The sequence below is a fragment of the Pseudomonas sp. SMN5 genome (genome assembly GCF_052041925.1).
Classification (GTDB): Bacteria; Pseudomonadota; Gammaproteobacteria; order Pseudomonadales; family Pseudomonadaceae; genus Aquipseudomonas.
In genome coordinates, this window is record NZ_JBKGGX010000019.1 from 68,504 (window position 1) to 85,505 (window position 17,002).

Genomic DNA, 17,002 nt, shown 5'->3' on the forward strand with positions numbered 1-17,002 from the left:
GACGCAGGCGTGGCTGATGGCATCAGTCTAGGCCAAGTATCGGGTAGGAGACCAGCGTGGCGTCCTACCCGTTGCCGCGCACTCGTCAGTTGGCGTCGGCTTTCGATGCAGCCTGCTCGCTGAGCTTGTCGGCCAGGCGTACGAAGGCCGCCAGGTCCAGTTGCTCGGGGCGCAGGCCGCCATCGACGCCGGCGGCTTCGATCTCGGCGCTGCTGAGCAGCAGTTTCAAGGTATTGCGCAGGGTCTTGCGGCGCTGGTTGAAGGCTTCGCGCACCACGCGCTCCAGCAGGCGATGATCCTTGGCCGGATGCGGGAGGACGGCATGGGGAACCAGGCGAACGATGGCCGAGTCGACCTTGGGCGGCGGGTTGAATGCCCCGGGGCCCACGTTGAACAGGTGTTCGACCCGGCAATGGTACTGAACCATGATCGACAGGCGGCCCCAATCGCCGCCACCCGGACCTGCGGCGAGACGCTCGACCACTTCTTTTTGCAGCATGAAGTGCATGTCGCGGATCAGCCCGGCATTGCTCAGCAGGTGGAAAATCAGCGGCGTGGAAATGTTGTACGGAAGATTACCCACCACCCGCAGGCTGTTCGGTGCGGCGTCCAGGCTGTTGAAATCGAACTTCAGCGCGTCACCCTGGTGCAGGTTGAAATTGCTTCTGTCGGCAAACTGCTGGTTGAGGATCGGCACCAGGTCCTTGTCCAGTTCCACCACGTCCAGTTGCGCGCCGCTGTCAAGCAGGCCTTCGGTCAAGGCGCCCTGGCCCGGACCGATTTCCAGCATGCGATCGCCGGACTTGGCATTGATGGAGCGCAGGATGCGGTCGATCACGCCGGCGTCATGCAGGAAGTTCTGGCCGAAGCGCTTGCGCGCGCGGTGTTGGTATTGCTCAATCATAAACGGGTCTCGGCCATCTGGTAGGCGGTTTCCAGCGCGACTTGCAGGCTGCCGGTATCGATCTTGCCGCTGCCCGCCAGGTCCAGGGCGGTGCCATGGTCCACGGAAGTGCGGATGATCGGCAGGCCCAGGGTCACGTTGACTGCCGCGCCGAAGCCTTTGTACTTCAGCACGGGCAGGCCCTGGTCGTGGTACATCGCCAGCACCGCGTCGCAGTGCTCCAGATATTTGGGGGTAAACAGAGTGTCGGCAGGCAGCGGGCCACGCAGGTCCATGCCCTCGCTGCGCAAGCGCTCCAATGTGGGTTCTATGATGTCGATTTCTTCCCGGCCCAGGTGTCCGCCTTCACCGGCATGGGGATTGAGCCCGCATACCAGGATGCGTGGCTGCGCGATGCCGAACTTATTCTGCAGGTCGGCGTGCAGGATTCGTGTGACCCGCTCCAGGCGCTCTGCGGTGATGGCGTCGGCGACGTCGCGCAGGGGCAGGTGAGTGGTCACCAGCGCAACGCGCAGGCCATGGGTGGCGAGCATCATCACCACCTGGGCGGTGTGAGTCAGGTCCGCGAGGAATTCAGTGTGCCCGGAAAAGGCGATTCCGGATTCGTTGATCACGCCCTTGTGTACCGGCGCGGTGATCATGCCGGCGAACGCACCCTCCAGACAGCCCTGGCCGGCACGGCTCAGGGTTTGCAGGACGAATGCGGCGTTAGCCTTGTCCAACTGCCCGGTGACGACCGGAGCGCCCAGCGGGGTATCCCAGACGTACAGGCTGTTGGCGGGCGCCGGAGCGTCCGGCCAGGCATCGGGCGTCACCGGCAGCAGATCGACGACCAGCCCCAGCTGCGCGGCCCGCTCAATGAGCAGGTCGCGGCTGGTGATGGCAATCAAGGGATGTGGCTGGGGTTGCGAGGCGAGCAACAGGCACAGGTCGGGACCGATGCCGGCAGGCTCGCCGGGCGTCAGCGCAAAGCGCTTGGGTTTCACTGCGCGGCCTGGTCTGCACCAGGAAGTTTGATCTCGACGTAGGCTTCGTCGCGAATCTGACGCAGCCAGGTTTGCAGTTCTTCGTCGTATTTGCGATTACGCAATACGGTCATCGCTTGCTGTTCACGCGCCTGGGTCGTGCTATCGGTAGCGCGGCGGCCAAGGACTTCCAGCACGTGCCAGCCATAAGGGCTCTTGAATGGCTTGGACAACTGGCCTTGTGGCGTCTGGGCCATGACCTGGCGGAACTCGGGAACCAGCGCGTTAGGATCGACCCAGTTCAGGTCGCCGCCGTTGAGGGCTGAACCCGGATCCTCGGAAAAGCTCTTTGCCAGCTCGGCGAAATCCTCGCCCGCTTCGATGCGGTCGTAGAGTTTTTCCGCCAGGCGCTTGGTCTCGGCTTCGCTACGGATTTCACTTGGCTTGATCAGGATATGGCGGACATGCACTTCGTCACGCACCTGGGTGCCGCCACCGCGTTTTTCCAGGACCTTGAGAATGATAAAGCCGCCGGGCGTACGCGCTGGCTGGGTGATATCGCCTACCGCCATGGCACTCAGTTCGCGGTCGAACGGAGGAGGCAGTTGAGCGGGCTTGCGCCAGCCCATGTCGCCGCCTTCCAGGGCGTTTTCACTGGCAGAGCGGGCGACGGCCAATTGACCGAAATCGGCACCTTGCTTGAGCTGCTGGTAGACGTCCATTGCCTGGCGATAAGCGCTCTGGATCGCCTCGGAGTTAGCGCTTTCCGGGGTCGGGATCAGGATGTTCGCCAAGTGCAGTTCTTCGGAAAGCTGCATTTTGCCCAGGTCGGATGCGAGGAAGTTCTTCACCTCCTGCTCGGACACCTGGATGCGCTCGGCCACACGACGCTGGCGCACACGGCTGATGACCATTTCGCGACGGATCTGGTCGCGGGCATCGTCGTAGGAGAGACCGTCACGCGCCAGGGCAGCGCGGAATTGGTCCAGGGTCATGTTGTTGCGCTGGGCGATGGTACCGACGGCCTGGTTCAGCTCTTCATCAGTGATACGAATGCCGGAGCGCTCGCCGATCTGCAATTGCAGGTTCTCGACGATCAGGCGTTCGAGCACTTGCTGGTCCAGCACGCCCGGTGGTGGCAGGCCGCCGCCGCGCTTGGCGATGGTTTGCTGCACTTCATGGACACGCTGGTCGAGCTGGCTCTGCATGACCACATCATTGTCGACGATGGCCACCACTTTATCGATGGACTGTACCGCGGCGTTGGCCGCGGTCCCCAGGAACAGCGCGCCCAGCATCAGCGGGCGCAGACAATCAGAAAGCTTGGTCTTCACGTTCACGATAACCTTGGATGCCTTTGTCGAGGAAGCTCTCTACTTTGGCGCCAGTGAGGCCGCCGAGTCCCTTCAGAACAATTTGGAGGAAGACGCCGTGGTCGCCTTTTTCGTTTTCCGGAGCGTCTTGACTGAATTCGTCGTAATCGACCCAGTAACGGTTGATCAGGCGCAGTTTCCAGCAGCAATTGTCGTATTCGAAACCACCGAAGGCTTCCAGGGTCCGATTGCGGTTGTAGTCATATTGCCAGCGGCTGATGGCGTTCCACTGCGGCACGATCGGCCAGATGACCGAGAAGTCGTGCTGCTTGATCTTGTAGTAGTCCTTCACGTAGCCCGGGGTGCCTGGGGTGCCGTAGTCACCGCCACCGACTTGCCACCGTCCGGTGGTCTGGTCGTAACGAACCAGGTCATTGCGATAGCGATAGCCGGCGTTGATGACCTTGTTCGGGTTGTCTTCAGGCTGGTAGTGGAACATCGCGCTGCCCGAGCGAGGGCTGTGGGTGTCCGGGTCCCAGTTGTAGTCGGCGGTGGTGCGCCAGTCGCGGTTCCAGCGGTATTCGTATTCCAGGGCATAAGGCGAGACGCTGGAATGCGCATCTTCGCGAGTCTTGAAATCGATACCTGGCAGTTGAACCTCGCGGTCCTTGAAGTAGAAGGCCTGGCCGACGCTGATGCGCTGGCGTTCGAAGCCGTTTTCTTCGATCCAGCGGTTGGTCACGCCCAGGGACAGCTTGTTTTCGTCGCCGACACGGTCGGAGCCGGTGAAGCGGTTGTCCCTGAACAGCGAGGAATAGTTGAAGGTGCTTTCGCTGGTATCGAAGACCGGGATGTCGCTTTGGTCTTTCTCCGGCACATAGAGGTAGTACAGGCGTGGCTCCAGGGTCTGGCGATAATTCTTGCCAAACCATTGGGTATCACGGTCGAAGTACAGGCCACTGTCGATGCTGGCGATTGGTACGCTACGGCTCTGGTTGCGGCTGTAGGTGCCGTTCAGGCGATCGCCTTCGGCGCCTTGAGCCGCGATATCGGCCTTGCCCCGATTATCCAGGTCCAGGTCATACTGGGTGTATTGATACTTGAGCGATGGCTTGATGTACCCGTAGCTTGCGTTCATTGGCAGACTGATGACGGGAGCCAGGTTCATCCGGTCGCCGGTGGCGCGGGCTAGTCCTCGAACGTTTGTGTCCAGGAATGGATCGGCAGTGCCGTCCTCGTTCGTGTAATCCCCGATCCTCAAATCCCGATCAAAGCGCACAAACTCTGTGTTGTACGCAATATCCAACCCACCCGGATGCTGCGGCAACGCACCATTGAAGGTGATCTGCGGCAGGCGATCGTACGGGGTGATGTTGGACACGGTGGCCAGTTGATAGGCCTGAACGTTCAAACGTGCCGTGAAGTTATCGCCGCGGTAGCTGACCGCGCCCTGCTGGTTCACGAAGTCCCTGGATTCGACGCCGATCTGGTCGGTCTGCAGATCCTGGAAATAGTAGGGGTCGCTGATCTTGGTGTAGTCGACTTCGGTCGACACGCGCGAATCCAGGCCGCCCCTGTGCTGCCAGTTGTACATGTAGCGGGTCTTGCTGTAGTCGGTCTGCTTGCTGCGTTCGTCTTCCTCGTCATTGAGGTACGCAGCGCCGAACTGACCTTCGCTGGACTTGGTCAGGTAGCGGAATTCGCCTTCCATCAACAGGCCGCGCTTGGCCATGTAGCGCGGATACAACGTGGCGTCGTAGTTCGGCGCCAGGTTGAAGTAGTACGGGGTGACGAGCAGGAAGCCGGTGTCGCTGCCGCTGCCGATGGTCGGCGGCAGGAAGCCGGACTGGCGACGGTCATCGATCGGGAAATAGATGTACGGCGTATACAGGACCGGAATGTCCTTGACCCGCAATGTCACGTTGGTCGCGGTACCGAAGCCGGTGGCCGGGTTCAGGGTGATGTTGTTGCCCTTGAGCGTCCACGCGTTGCTGTTCGGTTCGCAGGTGGTGTACGTGCCGTCCTTGAGGCGGATGATCGCGTTTTCGGCACGCTTGGCGTACAGGGCGTTACCGCGGATACGCGACTTGTGCATCACGTATTCGGCATTGTCGACCTTGGCTTCGCCGGTATCCAGCTGCACATCGGCGTGGTCGCCAACGATCAGCGCACCGTTGTCGCGAACCCGCACGTTGCCGCTCAGCTCGCCACGGTTCTCGGCCTGGTACAGGCTGGCCTCGTCGGCCTCCACCTGCATGCTGCCTTGGCGCATGACCACATCGCCGGCCAGGGTCGCCACCTGTTGCTCCTGCTCGTAGCGGGAAGCCTTGGCGCCGAGGAAGGTCGGGGCGTCGCTTTTCGCGGTCTTGTCGTTCATGCCGGGACGCGTCGGCTCGATGTAGGCACCCGAGCAGTACGGACCGGTTTCAGCCAATTGGGCCGGGGTGAGGTTCTCGCGCGGAACCCAATCCAGGTGGCTGTAGTCTGCACTGCGCGACTTCAGGCCGCGGCCTTTGGATTCGGTGACGAGCATCGGCTTTTCGCCAGCCTCTTGGCCCGAACCGCTCTCGGCGGGAGCCTCGCCACTGGCGGAAACCGCACTGCCATCATGCACCGGGCGCGGCGGCAAGGCTGCGGCGGGCGTCTTTGGCGCACAGTCCCAGGCACCCGTAGCGGAGACAGAGCAGTCATACTGCTGCGCCGCAACGACGAATGAAGAGGCCAGGGGTTGCAGGGCCAGCAGACTGCCAGTGACCAACAACGGAAATTTTTTACGAAACGCGGGGGATTTCAATGCCATCTTATTAGTCCGGGCTTCCTGCGTGCCATCTGCCCGCGGTGTGGGCCGCACGCCTCTCGATGGTCTGAAAAAGATGCTGGATAATAAAGCATGACCCGCTTGACGGCTAGGGCCGTCGGAGACCCTTGCAATGCCCGACCAAGATGTACGCCTGCAACACCTGAAAGTTTGGCTCGATGAACAACTGCCGGGCCTTTTCGCTCGACAAGGATGGGGTACCGTACCCCCGGCCACATTGACCGCGGCCAGCAGCGACGCGAGTTTCCGGCGGTATTTCCGCTGGGAGGGCGAGGGCCGAAGCCTGATCGTGATGGACGCGCCACCGCCCCAGGAAAACTGCAAACCCTTCGTGGACATCGCTTTTCTGCTGGCGAAATCCGGCATCAACGTGCCGAAAATTTATGCAGAAGACCTTGATCGCGGGTTTCTTTTGCTCAATGACCTGGGCAGCAAGACCTACCTGGACGTCATCGACGGTGAGAATGCCGACGATTTGTTCCGCGATGCCTTGCAAGCGCTGCTCGCTTTCCAGCAACTGCCGATGGTCGCGCCATTGCCCAGCTATGACGTTGCGCTGCTGCGCCGCGAGCTGGAGCTGTTTCCCGAGTGGTACGTCAAGCGCGAGCTGGGGATCGAATTCGATCCGACCCAGCAGCAACTCTGGCAACAGGCGTCCGACCTGTTGATCAACAGTGCCCTGGCCCAGCCGAAAGTGCTGGTGCATCGCGACTTCATGCCGCGCAATCTGATGCTCAGCGTGCCGAATCCCGGTGTGCTGGATTTCCAGGATGCGGTCTATGGGCCCGTCACCTACGACGTGACCTGCCTGTTCAAGGACGCCTTCCTCAGTTGGCCCGAGGCGCGTGTGCGTGGTTGGCTCGAGGATTATTGGCAACAGGCCGGTGCGCTGGGCATACCGGTCCAGCCGGATCTCGAGGATTTCCTGCGGGCCAGCGACTTGATGGGCGTGCAACGTCATCTCAAGGTCATCGGGATCTTTGCACGCATCTGCCACCGCGATGGCAAGCCGCGGTACTTGGGTGACGTACCGCGCTTCTTTGCTTATATAGAGGCGGTTGTTGCCCGGCGTCCCGAGTTGGCACCGTTGGCCGAGCTGCTACAGAGCCTGCGTAAGGCGAGCGGAGCCACGGCATGAAAGCGATGATCCTGGCGGCCGGCAAGGGCGAACGCATGCGCCCGCTGACCCTTGCTACGCCCAAGCCGTTGATCCGCGTGGCCGGCGTTCCGTTGATCGAGTACCACTTGCGAGCCCTGGCCCGGGCCGGGTTCACCGAGATCGTGATCAACCATGCCTGGCTCGGCCAGCAGATCGAAGATCACCTCGGGGACGGTTCACGCTTTGGCGTGAATATCCGGTTTTCGCCGGAGGGGGAGCCGCTGGAAACCGGCGGCGGGATCTTCCGGGCCCTGCCGCTGTTGGGCGATGAAGCGTTTGTGGTGGTCAATGGCGATGTCTGGACCGATTACGATTTCAGCGCACTGCACCGATCCTTCGACGGGCTGGCGCACCTGGTGCTGGTGGACAACCCCGAGCATCATCCGGGCGGCGATTTCGTCCTGGTTGACGGAAAGGTTCACGATAGCGCGCAAGCTGCCGACAAACTGACCTACAGCGGCATCTCGGTCATTCACCCGCGGCTGTTCGAAGGCTGTTCGGATGGCGCATTCAAACTCGCACCCCTGCTGCGCAAGGCCATGGCCGAGGGGTGCGTCAGTGGCGAACGGCTGGAAGGACACTGGGTCGATGTCGGCACTCATGAACGTTTGGCGCAGGTCGAAACCTTGATAGAAACGGGCGGTTGATATGTGGTGGCCAGGGACTCTGATTGGAGCCGGTGCGGGCTTTGCCATAGCCAGCATTCCGGGGGCCATGCTCGGTGCGTTGTTAGGGCAGGCGCTAGATCGGCGCCTGAACCTGCACAGTTGGGCGCAGGTGCGTGAACGCCTGGGCGGACGCCCGGCGTTGCGCAACGATGAGCTGTTGTTCGTGTTGCTGGGCCGACTGGCGAAAAGCGATGGTCGGGTGGTCGATGGCCACATCCAGCAGGCTCGCCAGGAAATGCGTGCGTTGGGGCTGAGCGAACCGGCGCAACGCCGGGCCATCGCTGCGTTCAACCGGGGCAAGTCCGGCAACGATCGCTTGCGCGGTTATCTGCGCCGGCTCGCCACCCAGCCCCATGCGGCCGAAGGTGTATTAAGAGCCTGTTGGCGGATGGTTTACGCGGATGGGCGTGCGGGCACAAGCGAGCGCGAATTGATTGCCCGTTGGGGTAAGTGGCTGGGCTGGACGCAGCAACAGGTCCAGGCGCTGGCGGCAGATTACGGGCCGCAGAAACTGTCGCTGCCCAGCAGCGGCGTGACCTATCAGGAGGCGCTGCGCCTGTTGGGGGTTAGCGCCACCAGCGAGCCGTCGCAGATCAAGCGGGCTTACCGTCGTCTGCTCAGTCGCCATCATCCGGACAAGATCGCCGGCAGCGGTGCAACGCCGTTGCAGGTGCGCGAAGCCACGGAGAAAACCCGGGAGTTGCATCACGCCTATCGGCTGATTCGCGAGCGACGGGATTTTCGCTAGTCAGCCGCTCACCTGTGGCGAGGGAGCTTGCTCCCGCTCGACTGCGCAGCGGTCGCAATCGGTCTGGACCGTATCGGATGGAGTCAGGACTGCTTTGCAGTCCAGCGGGAGCAAGCTCCCTCGCCACGGGAGTGCGCACCGGCATAAGAGCCGGTGCAAGGCTCAATTCCCTGGATTCTGCGGATTCAACCAACCCCGGATCCGTCGAAACACTTGCTCCTGTTGCGCCGCTGAATCAGGCACCGATTTGAGGGACACCTGGCTGAACGTCGAGCCTTTCAAGCGTTTACTCGCCTGCAAGCGCTCCAGCGCCGCGTTGCGATCCAACGGTTTGTCCGTAAAGAAAATATCGGCGGTCGGCATTTTCAGGGGTGCCGTCAATTCTGCCAGCCCGGGTTTGGCGGTCACCGGGGTCTGGGCGGCGATCATCACGAAACGGGCGATTTGCGCGGGCTGCCTTTCATTCAGGTAGCGCGCTGCCCAATAGGCGCCGGTGCCATGGCCCAGCAGTACGACGCTGCGGGCACTCTGTTGCTCGGCGTAGGCCAGTGCCGCATCGATGCGTGCGAAGATGCGTTCGGCATCCGCCCGGGCGTGTTCTTCATCGGTTTGCGCAACCACCGGGTCTACCGCGTCGGCCTCGCCCCCGGCGATCTGTTCGATAGGTGCAGCGGTGGTGGCGTCCGGCGCCGCAGCCGCTGCGTCGGCTGGCTTGACCTCCGGCGGGGCTTCCACCGTGCGCGGTGCGATGACATCGCTTTGCAGGTCCGGCAGGGTGATACTCAGGCTGCTCCATTCAATGTCGGGCAACTTTTTACGCAACGGGCCGACCACTTGTGGCCAGTCAGCGGTTTCGCCGGCGCCGGGAACTATGATGACGGCACCCTTGGGTTCGCTGGTGTTGGCCGGTTTCCAGAGAGCCAGGAACGTGTCGCTGCCAGTCTGCAATTGTTGTTGCTCCTGGACCGGGACCGTTCTTTGCAGTGCGCTCGCTTCTTCCTGGCTACGCTCGAGCAAGGGCTGGCGTTGGGCGGGCTTTTGTTCGGAGGATTGTTCTGTGGCGTCGGGTGTTGGCTCGTCGGCCTGTACAGAAAACGCACCCGGCAGGATCAGCGACAGGCACAATGCTGGCAATGCCAGGCGGTAAACAGAGGGCATCGGATATTCCATGACCAGAAAATATTTCCGGCAGCCTAATGGGTTGGTCAGTGTTTGTCAGTGCATGAGACTTAGATGATGCGTTTTTGCTGCCTGTGGGTTATCGGCTGTTTATGGCTTCCCTTGATGACGTGGGCCGCGCCCGCGCCATCCACGCACGGAGCCCAACTCAATGCACAGCAGCGCCAGTGGCTGGCGCAACATCCGCAACTGCGGGTCGGCCTGGTATTGCAGGCGCCCTATGCGCAATATGACCGGCGCTTGCAGCGGCTGTCCGGGACCAACGTCGAGCTGATGCAGTGGCTGGGCAAGGCGTTGAATGTCGAACTGACCTGGCGCAATTTCCAGGACGTGGCGCAGCTGGAAGCGGCGGTGCGCGACGGCGAGGTGGATGTCGCCCCGGGCCTCACCCAGTCCCCGAGTGGGCTCAAGATCTGGCAATTTTCCGACCCCTACATGCGGGTGCCGCAGTTGATCGTCGGCGAGCAGAAAAGCGCTGAGGGCGTGGAGCTGGAAAAACTCGACCCCCAGGCCCGGGTCGCGGTGCGCATGCCCAGTCCCACGGCCGATTACTTGCGCAGCAACTACCCGATGCTGAATGTGCAAGGCGTACCCATGGAACGCCAGGCCCTGCAACTGTTGCTCAGCCAGCAGGCCCGCTACGCAGTGGTCGACGAGGCGCAGTTGGGGCGTTTGATGGTCGAACCCGAGTTCGCCGAGCTGGTGGTGGTAGGCGACATAGGTTTGCCGCAACTGCTACGGGTCGCCACCCGCCGCGACTGGCCGGAGCTGGCGGAGATTATTGACAGCGGTTTGCGGGCGATTCCGGCCAAGTCGCTGGAGCAGTTGCACAACCGGTGGATCAAGCCCAAATACCCGCGCTTGAGCGAAAGCCCGGGGTTCTGGCAGAACCTGACGCTATTGATGCTGGCGCTGCTGCTCGGCAGCATGGCGATCGTCTTCTGGCAGCGTCGTCAGCAGCGAGGGCTGGAGCGACGCCTGCGTGCCGCGCGAGAAGACATTGCCCAACGCGCCGCCAGCGAGGAAGCCCTGCGCCTGACGCAATTTTCCATTGACCAGAGCACGGTCGGCATCCTCTGGGTCAACTGGGACAGCCATGTGCGCTACGCCAACCGTGCCGCCGAAACGATGCTCGGCTACTCCTCGGGCGCGATCATCGACCGGCCGTTGATCGACTTCGAGCCGGGCCTCCATATGGATCGCTGGCTGAACCTGTGGAAGCGCGCCCGGGCCAGCGAGGACGGTCCGCAAAGCTTCGAAACCGAATGCGTGCGGGCCGATGGCAGTATCTTGCCGGCCGACGTGTCCTTGAGCTTCCTGCGTTTTCGCGACGCCGAATACCTGGTGGTCTACCTCAACGACGTGACCGAACGTCGCCGGGCCCTTGCCGCGTTGCGCGAAAGCGAGGCGCGGTTGCAGGGCATCGCCGCCAACGTGCCGGGCCTGGTCTTTCGCCTCGAGCGGGCGCCGTTGACCGGCCAGATCGACTTTGCCTATATCAGTGAGGGCAGTGAAAGCCTGGTGGGTTATTCCCCTGCGACCTTGGCGCGCAGCGACACCGGACTGCGTAGCCTGGTGCATCCCGAAGACAAGGCCGGCTACCACCGCACCCAGGATCAGGCGCTGGACAGCGACAGCGACTGGTCGTGGCAGGGCCGCATCCTGACCCGCGAAGGCCAGGAGCGCTGGGCCGAGATCAAGGCAATCACCCGGCGTCTCGAGGACGGCGCCTACGTCTGGGACGGCATCGTCTGGGACATCACCGACAGCAAGCGCATCGAACTGGAACTGGCCAGCTCCCGGGAGCAACTGCGGGAATTGTCGGCGCACCTGGAAAGCGTGCGAGAAGAAGAAAAGGCGCGCATTGCCCGGGAAGTCCACGACGAGTTGGGGCAGATGCTGACGGTGTTGAAGCTTGAGACGTCCATGTGCGAACTGGCCTATGCGCAACTGGATCCGGGCCTGCACGAGCGACTCAACAGCATGAAACGCCTGATCGCCCAGCTCTTCCAACTGGTGCGGGACGTGGCGACGGCGTTGCGCCCACCGATCCTCGATGCGGGCATTGCCTCGGCCATCGAATGGCAGGCCCGGCGCTTCGAAGCGCGCACCCAGATCCCATGCCTGGTGCAGGTCCCGGACAACCTGCCGCCGTTAAGCGACGCCAAGGCCATTGGCCTGTTCCGGATTCTTCAGGAGGCGCTGACCAATGTGATGCGACATGCCCAGGCCCACACCGTGGAGTTGACCCTGGTCCGGGAAGGCGATGAATTGTGTCTGACGGTCAGCGATGACGGTGTAGGATTCACCGCAGATACCGCTCGGCCGAGCTCCTTTGGCCTGGTCGGTATGCGTGAGCGAGTGTTGATCATGGGTGGGCATCTGACCCTGGACAGTGAGCCGGGGGAGGGGACCCGCTTGGAAGTGCGGGTGCCGTTGAATGAGGTCTGATGTTCTACGGTGTCTGGGCTGGCTCTATCGCGAGCAGGCTCGCTCCCACATTGCTTGACGCACGCACAATACCCTGTGGGGGCGAGCCTGCTCGCGATGAGATCCTGAATCTGGAGAAGAACGTGATCCGTGTATTGGTAGCCGAAGACCACACCATCGTGCGCGAAGGCATCAAGCAGTTGATTGGCCTGGCCAAGGATCTGGTAGTGGCGGGGGAGGCGAGCAATGGCGAGCAGTTGCTCGAAACCCTGCGGCAGGTGCCCTGCGAAGTGGTGCTGCTGGACATCTCCATGCCCGGTGTCAACGGATTGGAGGCGATCCCGCGGATCCGTGCGCTGAACAACCCGCCGGCCATCCTGGTGTTATCGATGCATGACGAGGCGCAGATGGCGGCGCGTGCGTTGAAGGTCGGCGCGGCCGGTTACGCGACCAAGGACAGCGACCCGGCCTTGTTGCTCATGGCGATTCGCAAGGTGGCCGCCGGTGGGCGCTACATCGACCCTGACCTGGCCGACCGCATGGTCTTCGAAGTCGGCCTGACCGACACCCGGCCGCTGCATTCGCTGCTGTCGGAGCGCGAATTCTCGGTTTTCGAGCGCCTGGCCCATGGCGCCAACGTCAACGACATCGCCCAGCAACTGGCCCTGAGCAGCAAGACCATCAGCACCCACAAGGCGCGGCTGATGCAGAAACTCAACATCACCTCGCTGGCGGAACTGGTGAAATACGCAATGGAGCACAAGTTGCTCTAACCCTTACGCAATTCCCTTGTGGGAGCGAGCTTGCTCGCGATGGCGGCGGCACATTCAATATTGACGTTGGCTGACACTCCGCTATCGCGAGCAAGCTCGCTCCCACAGGGGTAAATGTGTCGACATACCCATTTGCGACACGCCCATAACCCGCTTATGCCCCGTGCTTTCAGCTCGCCACTCGACGTTCGCTGCTGCATTTATCCAATCCCGCCATCCCTGTAGGGAAATCCCTACCCCGACGCTTCCATCCGGCTGAGGCAATTCTCTCTTGCGTCCCGATTTGCGCGGGCGCGAGGCTCCACTAGGCTTGATTCACAAGCAGTCATCAATACAAAAGGTGTGGGTATGAGCCAGGTCGATTCAAGCGCGGGGACCAGTGATGTGCTGGTCAGCTTTCGTGGTGTGCAGAAGAGCTACGACGGCGAAAACCTGATCGTCAAGGACCTCAACCTGGACATTCGCAAAGGCGAGTTCCTGACCTTGCTCGGGCCTTCCGGCTCCGGAAAGACCACCAGTCTGATGATGCTCGCCGGGTTTGAAACCCCGACCGCGGGTGAGATCCAGCTGGCTGGGCGCGCCATCAACAACGTGCCGCCGCACAAGCGCGACATTGGCATGGTGTTCCAGAACTATGCCTTGTTCCCGCACATGACCGTCGCTGAGAACCTGGCATTCCCGTTGACGGTACGTGGCCTGAACAAGAGTGATGTGAGTGATCGGGTCAAGCGCGTCCTGAGCATGGTTCAGCTCGACACCTTCGCCCAGCGTTACCCGGCGCAACTGTCCGGTGGCCAGCAGCAACGTGTCGCCCTGGCCCGGGCGCTGGTGTTCGAACCGCAGCTGGTGCTGATGGACGAACCCTTGGGTGCACTGGACAAGCAATTGCGTGAGCACATGCAGATGGAAATCAAGCATCTGCATCAGCGTCTCGGCGTGACCGTGGTCTACGTGACCCACGACCAGGGCGAGGCCTTGACCATGTCCGACCGCGTGGCGGTGTTCCACCAGGGCGAAATCCAGCAGATCGCCCCGCCGCGTACGCTCTATGAAGAACCGAAAAATACCTTCGTTGCCAACTTCATCGGTGAGAACAATCGCCTCAGCGGCCGTCTGCACAGCCATACCGGTGACCGTTGTCTGGTGGAGTTGGGGCGCGGCGAGAAGGTCGAGGCACTGGCGGTCAACGTTGGTCGGCCCGGCGAGCCGGTGACCCTGTCGATCCGTCCGGAGCGGGTGAGCCTCAACGGCGCCAGCGAACAATGTGTCAACCGCTTCTCAGGGAGGGTGGCGGAATTCATCTATCTGGGCGACCACGTCCGGGTTCGCCTGGAAGTCTGCGGCAAGGACGACTTCTTCGTGAAACAGCCGATTGCCGAGCTCGATCCCGAGCTTGCCGTCGGGGACGTGGTTCCGCTTGGCTGGCAAGTCGAGCATGTGCGTGCGCTCGATCCCCTTCTAGAGGCGAATTGATCGCCCCCTGCTGTACCAACACCAACCCTGCACGTGGAGAGAACAATAAATGTTGAGATCCCTGAAGTTCACAGCCCTGACCCTGGGCATGATGGGTGCGGCAAGCGCAATGGCGGCGGGCCCGGACCTGACCGTGGTGTCTTTCGGCGGGGCGAACAAGGCGGCGCAGGTCAAAGCCTTCTACGCACCGTGGGAAGCGGCCGGCAATGGCAAGATCGTGGCAGGCGAGTACAACGGCGAAATGGCCAAGGTCAAGGCCATGGTCGACACCAAGAGCGTTTCCTGGGACCTGGTGGAAGTCGAGTCCCCGGAGCTGTCCCGTGGCTGTGACGAAGACATGTTCGAGCAACTGGACCCGGCCCTGTTCGGCAAGACCGAGGACTACGTCAAGGGCGCGATCCAGCCTTGCGGCGTAGGTTTCTTCGTGTGGTCGACGGTACTGGCCTACAACGCCGACAAACTCAAGACCGCGCCGACCAGTTGGGCGGACTTCTGGGACACCAAGCAATTCCCAGGCAAGCGTGGCCTGCGCAAGGGCGCCAAGTACACCCTGGAATTCGCCCTGATGGCCGACGGTGTCGCGCCCAAGGACGTCTACAAGGTACTGGCCGGCAAGGACGGCCAGGATCGCGCGTTCAAGAAGCTCGACGAACTCAAGCCGAACATCCAGTGGTGGGAAGCCGGTGCACAACCACCGCAATACCTGGCCTCCGGTGACGTGGTCATGAGCTCGGCCTACAACGGCCGGATCGCTGCGGTACAGAAGGAAAGCAACCTGAAAGTGGTGTGGAACGGCGGCATCTACGACTTCGACGCCTGGGCCATCCCGCGTGGGCTGGACAAGACCCGCGCCGAAGCGGCGAAGAAATTCATCGCCTTCTCGGTGGCGCCGCAGCAGCAGAAGACCTACTCGGAAAACATCGCCTACGGCCCGGCCAATACCCAAGCCGTACCGCTGCTGGCCAAGGATGTCCTGAAAGACATGCCGACCACCCCGGAAAACATCGCCAACCAAGTGCAGATCGATGTCAGCTTCTGGGCTGACAACGGTGAGCAACTGGAGCAGCGTTTCAACTCCTGGGCTGCGAAGTAACCAAAGCGTCCATGGATGAACGGGCTTTTGTGGCGAGGGAGCTTGCTCCCGCTTGAGTGCGCAGCACTCACAAAATCGGCACTGCCGACAAAATTTTGGGGCCGCTTCGCAGCCCAGCGCGAGCAAGCTCGCTCGCCACAATGACTCGCTTGCACAGGTTGCTGTTCCAACATAACAGAGGCGGTACGCCGTCTCTGTAACGATAAAAGATTTGCGGAGTTCGCCATGGCCATCGCCGTTCCACTGAACGCGGGCACCAGCCCCACCCTGAAGCAGCGGCTCAAGCGCGCCGAGCGGGTCAACCGCTGGAAGGCCCAGGCCTTGATCGCGCCGCTGGTGCTGTTCCTGTTGCTGGTGTTCCTGGTGCCGATCGTGGCGCTGTTGTTCAAGAGTGTCAGTAACCCTGAAGTGGTCAGCGCCATGCCGCGCACCGTGGCCGCGGTCGTTGCCTGGGACGGACGCGGGTTGCCTGGCGAACCGGTGTACAAGGCCGCCAGTGAAGACCTGGCCGATGCGCGCAAGAATCAGACCCTGGGCGACTTGTCCAAACGCCTGAACATGGAACTGGCCGGCTATCGCAGCCTGCTGACCAAGACCGCACGGGCGCTGCCGTTTGCCAGCGAACCGGCGTCCTATAAAGAAGCCATGGAGAACCTCGATGAACGCTGGGGCGACCCCGCGTACTGGCAGGTGATCCGCCGCAATACCAGTAACGTCACCCCGTATTACCTGCTGGCGGCTGTCGATCATCGCATCGACGACCTCGGCGAACTGGCCACGGCTACCCCTGACCAGGCGATCTACCTCGACATTTTCGCTCGCACGTTCTGGATGGGCCTGGTGATCACCGCCATTTGCCTGGTGCTGGCCTATCCGTTGGCCTACCTGTTGGCGAACCTGCCGTCGCGCCAGAGCAACCTGCTGATGATTCTGGTGCTGTTGCCGTTCTGGACTTCGATCCTGGTGCGGGTGGCCGCGTGGATCGTGCTGCTGCAATCGGGCGGGCTGATCAACAGCGCTCTGTTGGCGATGGGGGTGATCGATAAACCTCTGGAGCTGGTGTTCAACCGCACTGGCGTCTACATCTCCATGGTCCACATCCTGCTGCCGTTCATGATCCTGCCGATCTACAGCGTGATGAAGGGCATCTCGCCGACCTATATGCGGGCGGCGATTTCCCTGGGCTGCCATCCGTTCGCCAGTTTCTGGCGGGTGTATTTCCCGCAGACCTATGCCGGTGTGGGCGCCGGTTGCCTGTTGGTATTCATTCTCGCCATCGGCTACTACATCACACCGGCGCTGCTGGGCAGCCCGAACGACCAGATGGTCAGCTACTTCGTCGCGTTCTACACCAACACCAGTATCAACTGGGGCATGGCCACGGCGCTCGGCGGCCTGCTGTTGCTGGCAACCATCGTGCTTTATCTGATTTACAGCTGGCTGGTAGGCGCCAGTCGCCTGCGCCTGGGCTGAGGAGAG

The 17,002-nt window shown here is 62.0% G+C and carries 13 protein-coding genes; 8 read left to right on the forward strand and 5 right to left on the reverse strand.

Annotation, left to right across the window (positions count from 1 at the left end):
• Nucleotides 1–85: 85 nt before the first annotated feature.
• The 4 genes from rsmA to ACLEJR_RS19250 are packed head-to-tail and all read right to left on the reverse strand — an operon-like array spanning nt 86 to nt 5,982.
• Complete coding sequence (gene rsmA / locus ACLEJR_RS19235) at nt 86–904, reverse strand: 16S rRNA (adenine(1518)-N(6)/adenine(1519)-N(6))-dimethyltransferase RsmA (RefSeq protein ID WP_440815808.1); 819 nt, start codon at nt 902–904, stop codon at nt 86–88.
• Nucleotides 901–1,890, reverse strand: a complete 990-nt coding sequence (gene pdxA, locus ACLEJR_RS19240; protein WP_440815811.1) for a 4-hydroxythreonine-4-phosphate dehydrogenase PdxA — start codon at nt 1,888–1,890, stop codon at nt 901–903. Before pdxA ends, rsmA begins: the two co-directional genes overlap by 4 nt.
• Nucleotides 1,887–3,203 carry a peptidylprolyl isomerase SurA gene (gene surA, locus ACLEJR_RS19245; protein ID WP_440796419.1) on the reverse strand — a complete coding sequence of 439 codons (1,317 nt, stop codon included), beginning with the start codon at nt 3,201–3,203 and terminating at the stop codon, nt 1,887–1,889. The genes pdxA and surA overlap by 4 nt, the downstream gene beginning before the upstream one ends.
• Nucleotides 3,184–5,982, reverse strand: a complete 2,799-nt coding sequence (locus tag ACLEJR_RS19250; RefSeq protein ID WP_440815814.1) for an LPS-assembly protein LptD — start codon at nt 5,980–5,982, stop codon at nt 3,184–3,186. The genes surA and ACLEJR_RS19250 overlap by 20 nt, the downstream gene beginning before the upstream one ends.
• A 130-nt stretch (nt 5,983–6,112) precedes the next feature.
• Here ACLEJR_RS19250 and ACLEJR_RS19255 point away from each other — a divergent pair, with 130 nt between their 5' ends.
• The 3 genes from ACLEJR_RS19255 to ACLEJR_RS19265 are packed head-to-tail and all read left to right on the forward strand — an operon-like array spanning nt 6,113 to nt 8,575.
• A complete protein-coding gene (locus tag ACLEJR_RS19255) occupies nt 6,113–7,138 on the forward strand; it encodes an aminoglycoside phosphotransferase family protein (protein WP_440815816.1) in 1,026 nt (341 codons plus the stop codon).
• Nucleotides 7,135–7,806 (forward strand): N-acetylmuramate alpha-1-phosphate uridylyltransferase MurU, encoded by a 672-nt coding sequence (gene murU / locus ACLEJR_RS19260; protein WP_440815818.1) that lies wholly within the window; start codon nt 7,135–7,137, stop codon nt 7,804–7,806. The genes ACLEJR_RS19255 and murU overlap by 4 nt, the downstream gene beginning before the upstream one ends.
• A 1-nt stretch (nt 7,807) precedes the next feature.
• Nucleotides 7,808–8,575, forward strand: a complete 768-nt coding sequence (locus ACLEJR_RS19265; protein ID WP_440815821.1) for a TerB family tellurite resistance protein — start codon at nt 7,808–7,810, stop codon at nt 8,573–8,575.
• 162 nt (nt 8,576–8,737) lie between these two features.
• On the opposite strand, the gene ACLEJR_RS19270 is transcribed toward ACLEJR_RS19265, so the two are convergent.
• Nucleotides 8,738–9,733, reverse strand: a complete 996-nt coding sequence (locus tag ACLEJR_RS19270; protein ID WP_440815824.1) for an alpha/beta hydrolase family protein — start codon at nt 9,731–9,733, stop codon at nt 8,738–8,740.
• A gap of 75 nt (nt 9,734–9,808) precedes the next feature.
• Between ACLEJR_RS19270 and ACLEJR_RS19275 the strand changes: the two genes are divergently transcribed.
• The 5 genes from ACLEJR_RS19275 (at nt 9,809) to ACLEJR_RS19295 (ending at nt 16,996) form a co-directional block, all read left to right on the forward strand.
• Nucleotides 9,809–12,205 carry a PAS domain-containing sensor histidine kinase gene (locus ACLEJR_RS19275; RefSeq protein WP_440815826.1) on the forward strand — a complete coding sequence of 799 codons (2,397 nt, stop codon included), beginning with the start codon at nt 9,809–9,811 and terminating at the stop codon, nt 12,203–12,205.
• Between the two features lie 122 nt (nt 12,206–12,327).
• A complete protein-coding gene (locus tag ACLEJR_RS19280; RefSeq protein ID WP_440796433.1) occupies nt 12,328–12,957 on the forward strand; it encodes a response regulator in 630 nt (209 codons plus the stop codon).
• A 348-nt stretch (nt 12,958–13,305) separates the two neighbouring features.
• A complete protein-coding gene (locus ACLEJR_RS19285; protein ID WP_440815828.1) occupies nt 13,306–14,430 on the forward strand; it encodes an ABC transporter ATP-binding protein in 1,125 nt (374 codons plus the stop codon).
• 49 nt (nt 14,431–14,479) lie between these two features.
• Nucleotides 14,480–15,523 (forward strand): ABC transporter substrate-binding protein, encoded by a 1,044-nt coding sequence (locus tag ACLEJR_RS19290; RefSeq protein WP_042730717.1) that lies wholly within the window; start codon nt 14,480–14,482, stop codon nt 15,521–15,523.
• A 225-nt stretch (nt 15,524–15,748) separates the two neighbouring features.
• Nucleotides 15,749–16,996 (forward strand): ABC transporter permease, encoded by a 1,248-nt coding sequence (locus tag ACLEJR_RS19295; RefSeq protein ID WP_440815831.1) that lies wholly within the window; start codon nt 15,749–15,751, stop codon nt 16,994–16,996.
• Nucleotides 16,997–17,002 lie beyond the last annotated feature (6 nt).

Excerpts from the sequence above, each read along its gene's own strand:
- murU (WP_440815818.1), top strand. The coding sequence starts at position 7,135 with ATGAAAGCGATGATCCTGGCGGCCGGCAAGGGCGAACGCATGCGCCCG.
- ACLEJR_RS19250 (WP_440815814.1), bottom strand. The coding sequence starts at position 5,982 with ATGGCATTGAAATCCCCCGCGTTTCGTAAAAAATTTCCGTTGTTGGTC.
- ACLEJR_RS19290 (WP_042730717.1), top strand. The coding sequence starts at position 14,480 with ATGTTGAGATCCCTGAAGTTCACAGCCCTGACCCTGGGCATGATGGGT.
- ACLEJR_RS19265 (WP_440815821.1), top strand. The coding sequence starts at position 7,808 with ATGTGGTGGCCAGGGACTCTGATTGGAGCCGGTGCGGGCTTTGCCATA.
- ACLEJR_RS19255 (WP_440815816.1), top strand. The coding sequence starts at position 6,113 with ATGCCCGACCAAGATGTACGCCTGCAACACCTGAAAGTTTGGCTCGAT.
- rsmA (WP_440815808.1), bottom strand. The coding sequence starts at position 904 with ATGATTGAGCAATACCAACACCGCGCGCGCAAGCGCTTCGGCCAGAAC.
- ACLEJR_RS19275 (WP_440815826.1), top strand. The coding sequence starts at position 9,809 with ATGATGCGTTTTTGCTGCCTGTGGGTTATCGGCTGTTTATGGCTTCCC.
- ACLEJR_RS19270 (WP_440815824.1), bottom strand. The coding sequence starts at position 9,733 with ATGCCCTCTGTTTACCGCCTGGCATTGCCAGCATTGTGCCTGTCGCTG.
- ACLEJR_RS19295 (WP_440815831.1), top strand. The coding sequence starts at position 15,749 with ATGGCCATCGCCGTTCCACTGAACGCGGGCACCAGCCCCACCCTGAAG.
- ACLEJR_RS19285 (WP_440815828.1), top strand. The coding sequence starts at position 13,306 with ATGAGCCAGGTCGATTCAAGCGCGGGGACCAGTGATGTGCTGGTCAGC.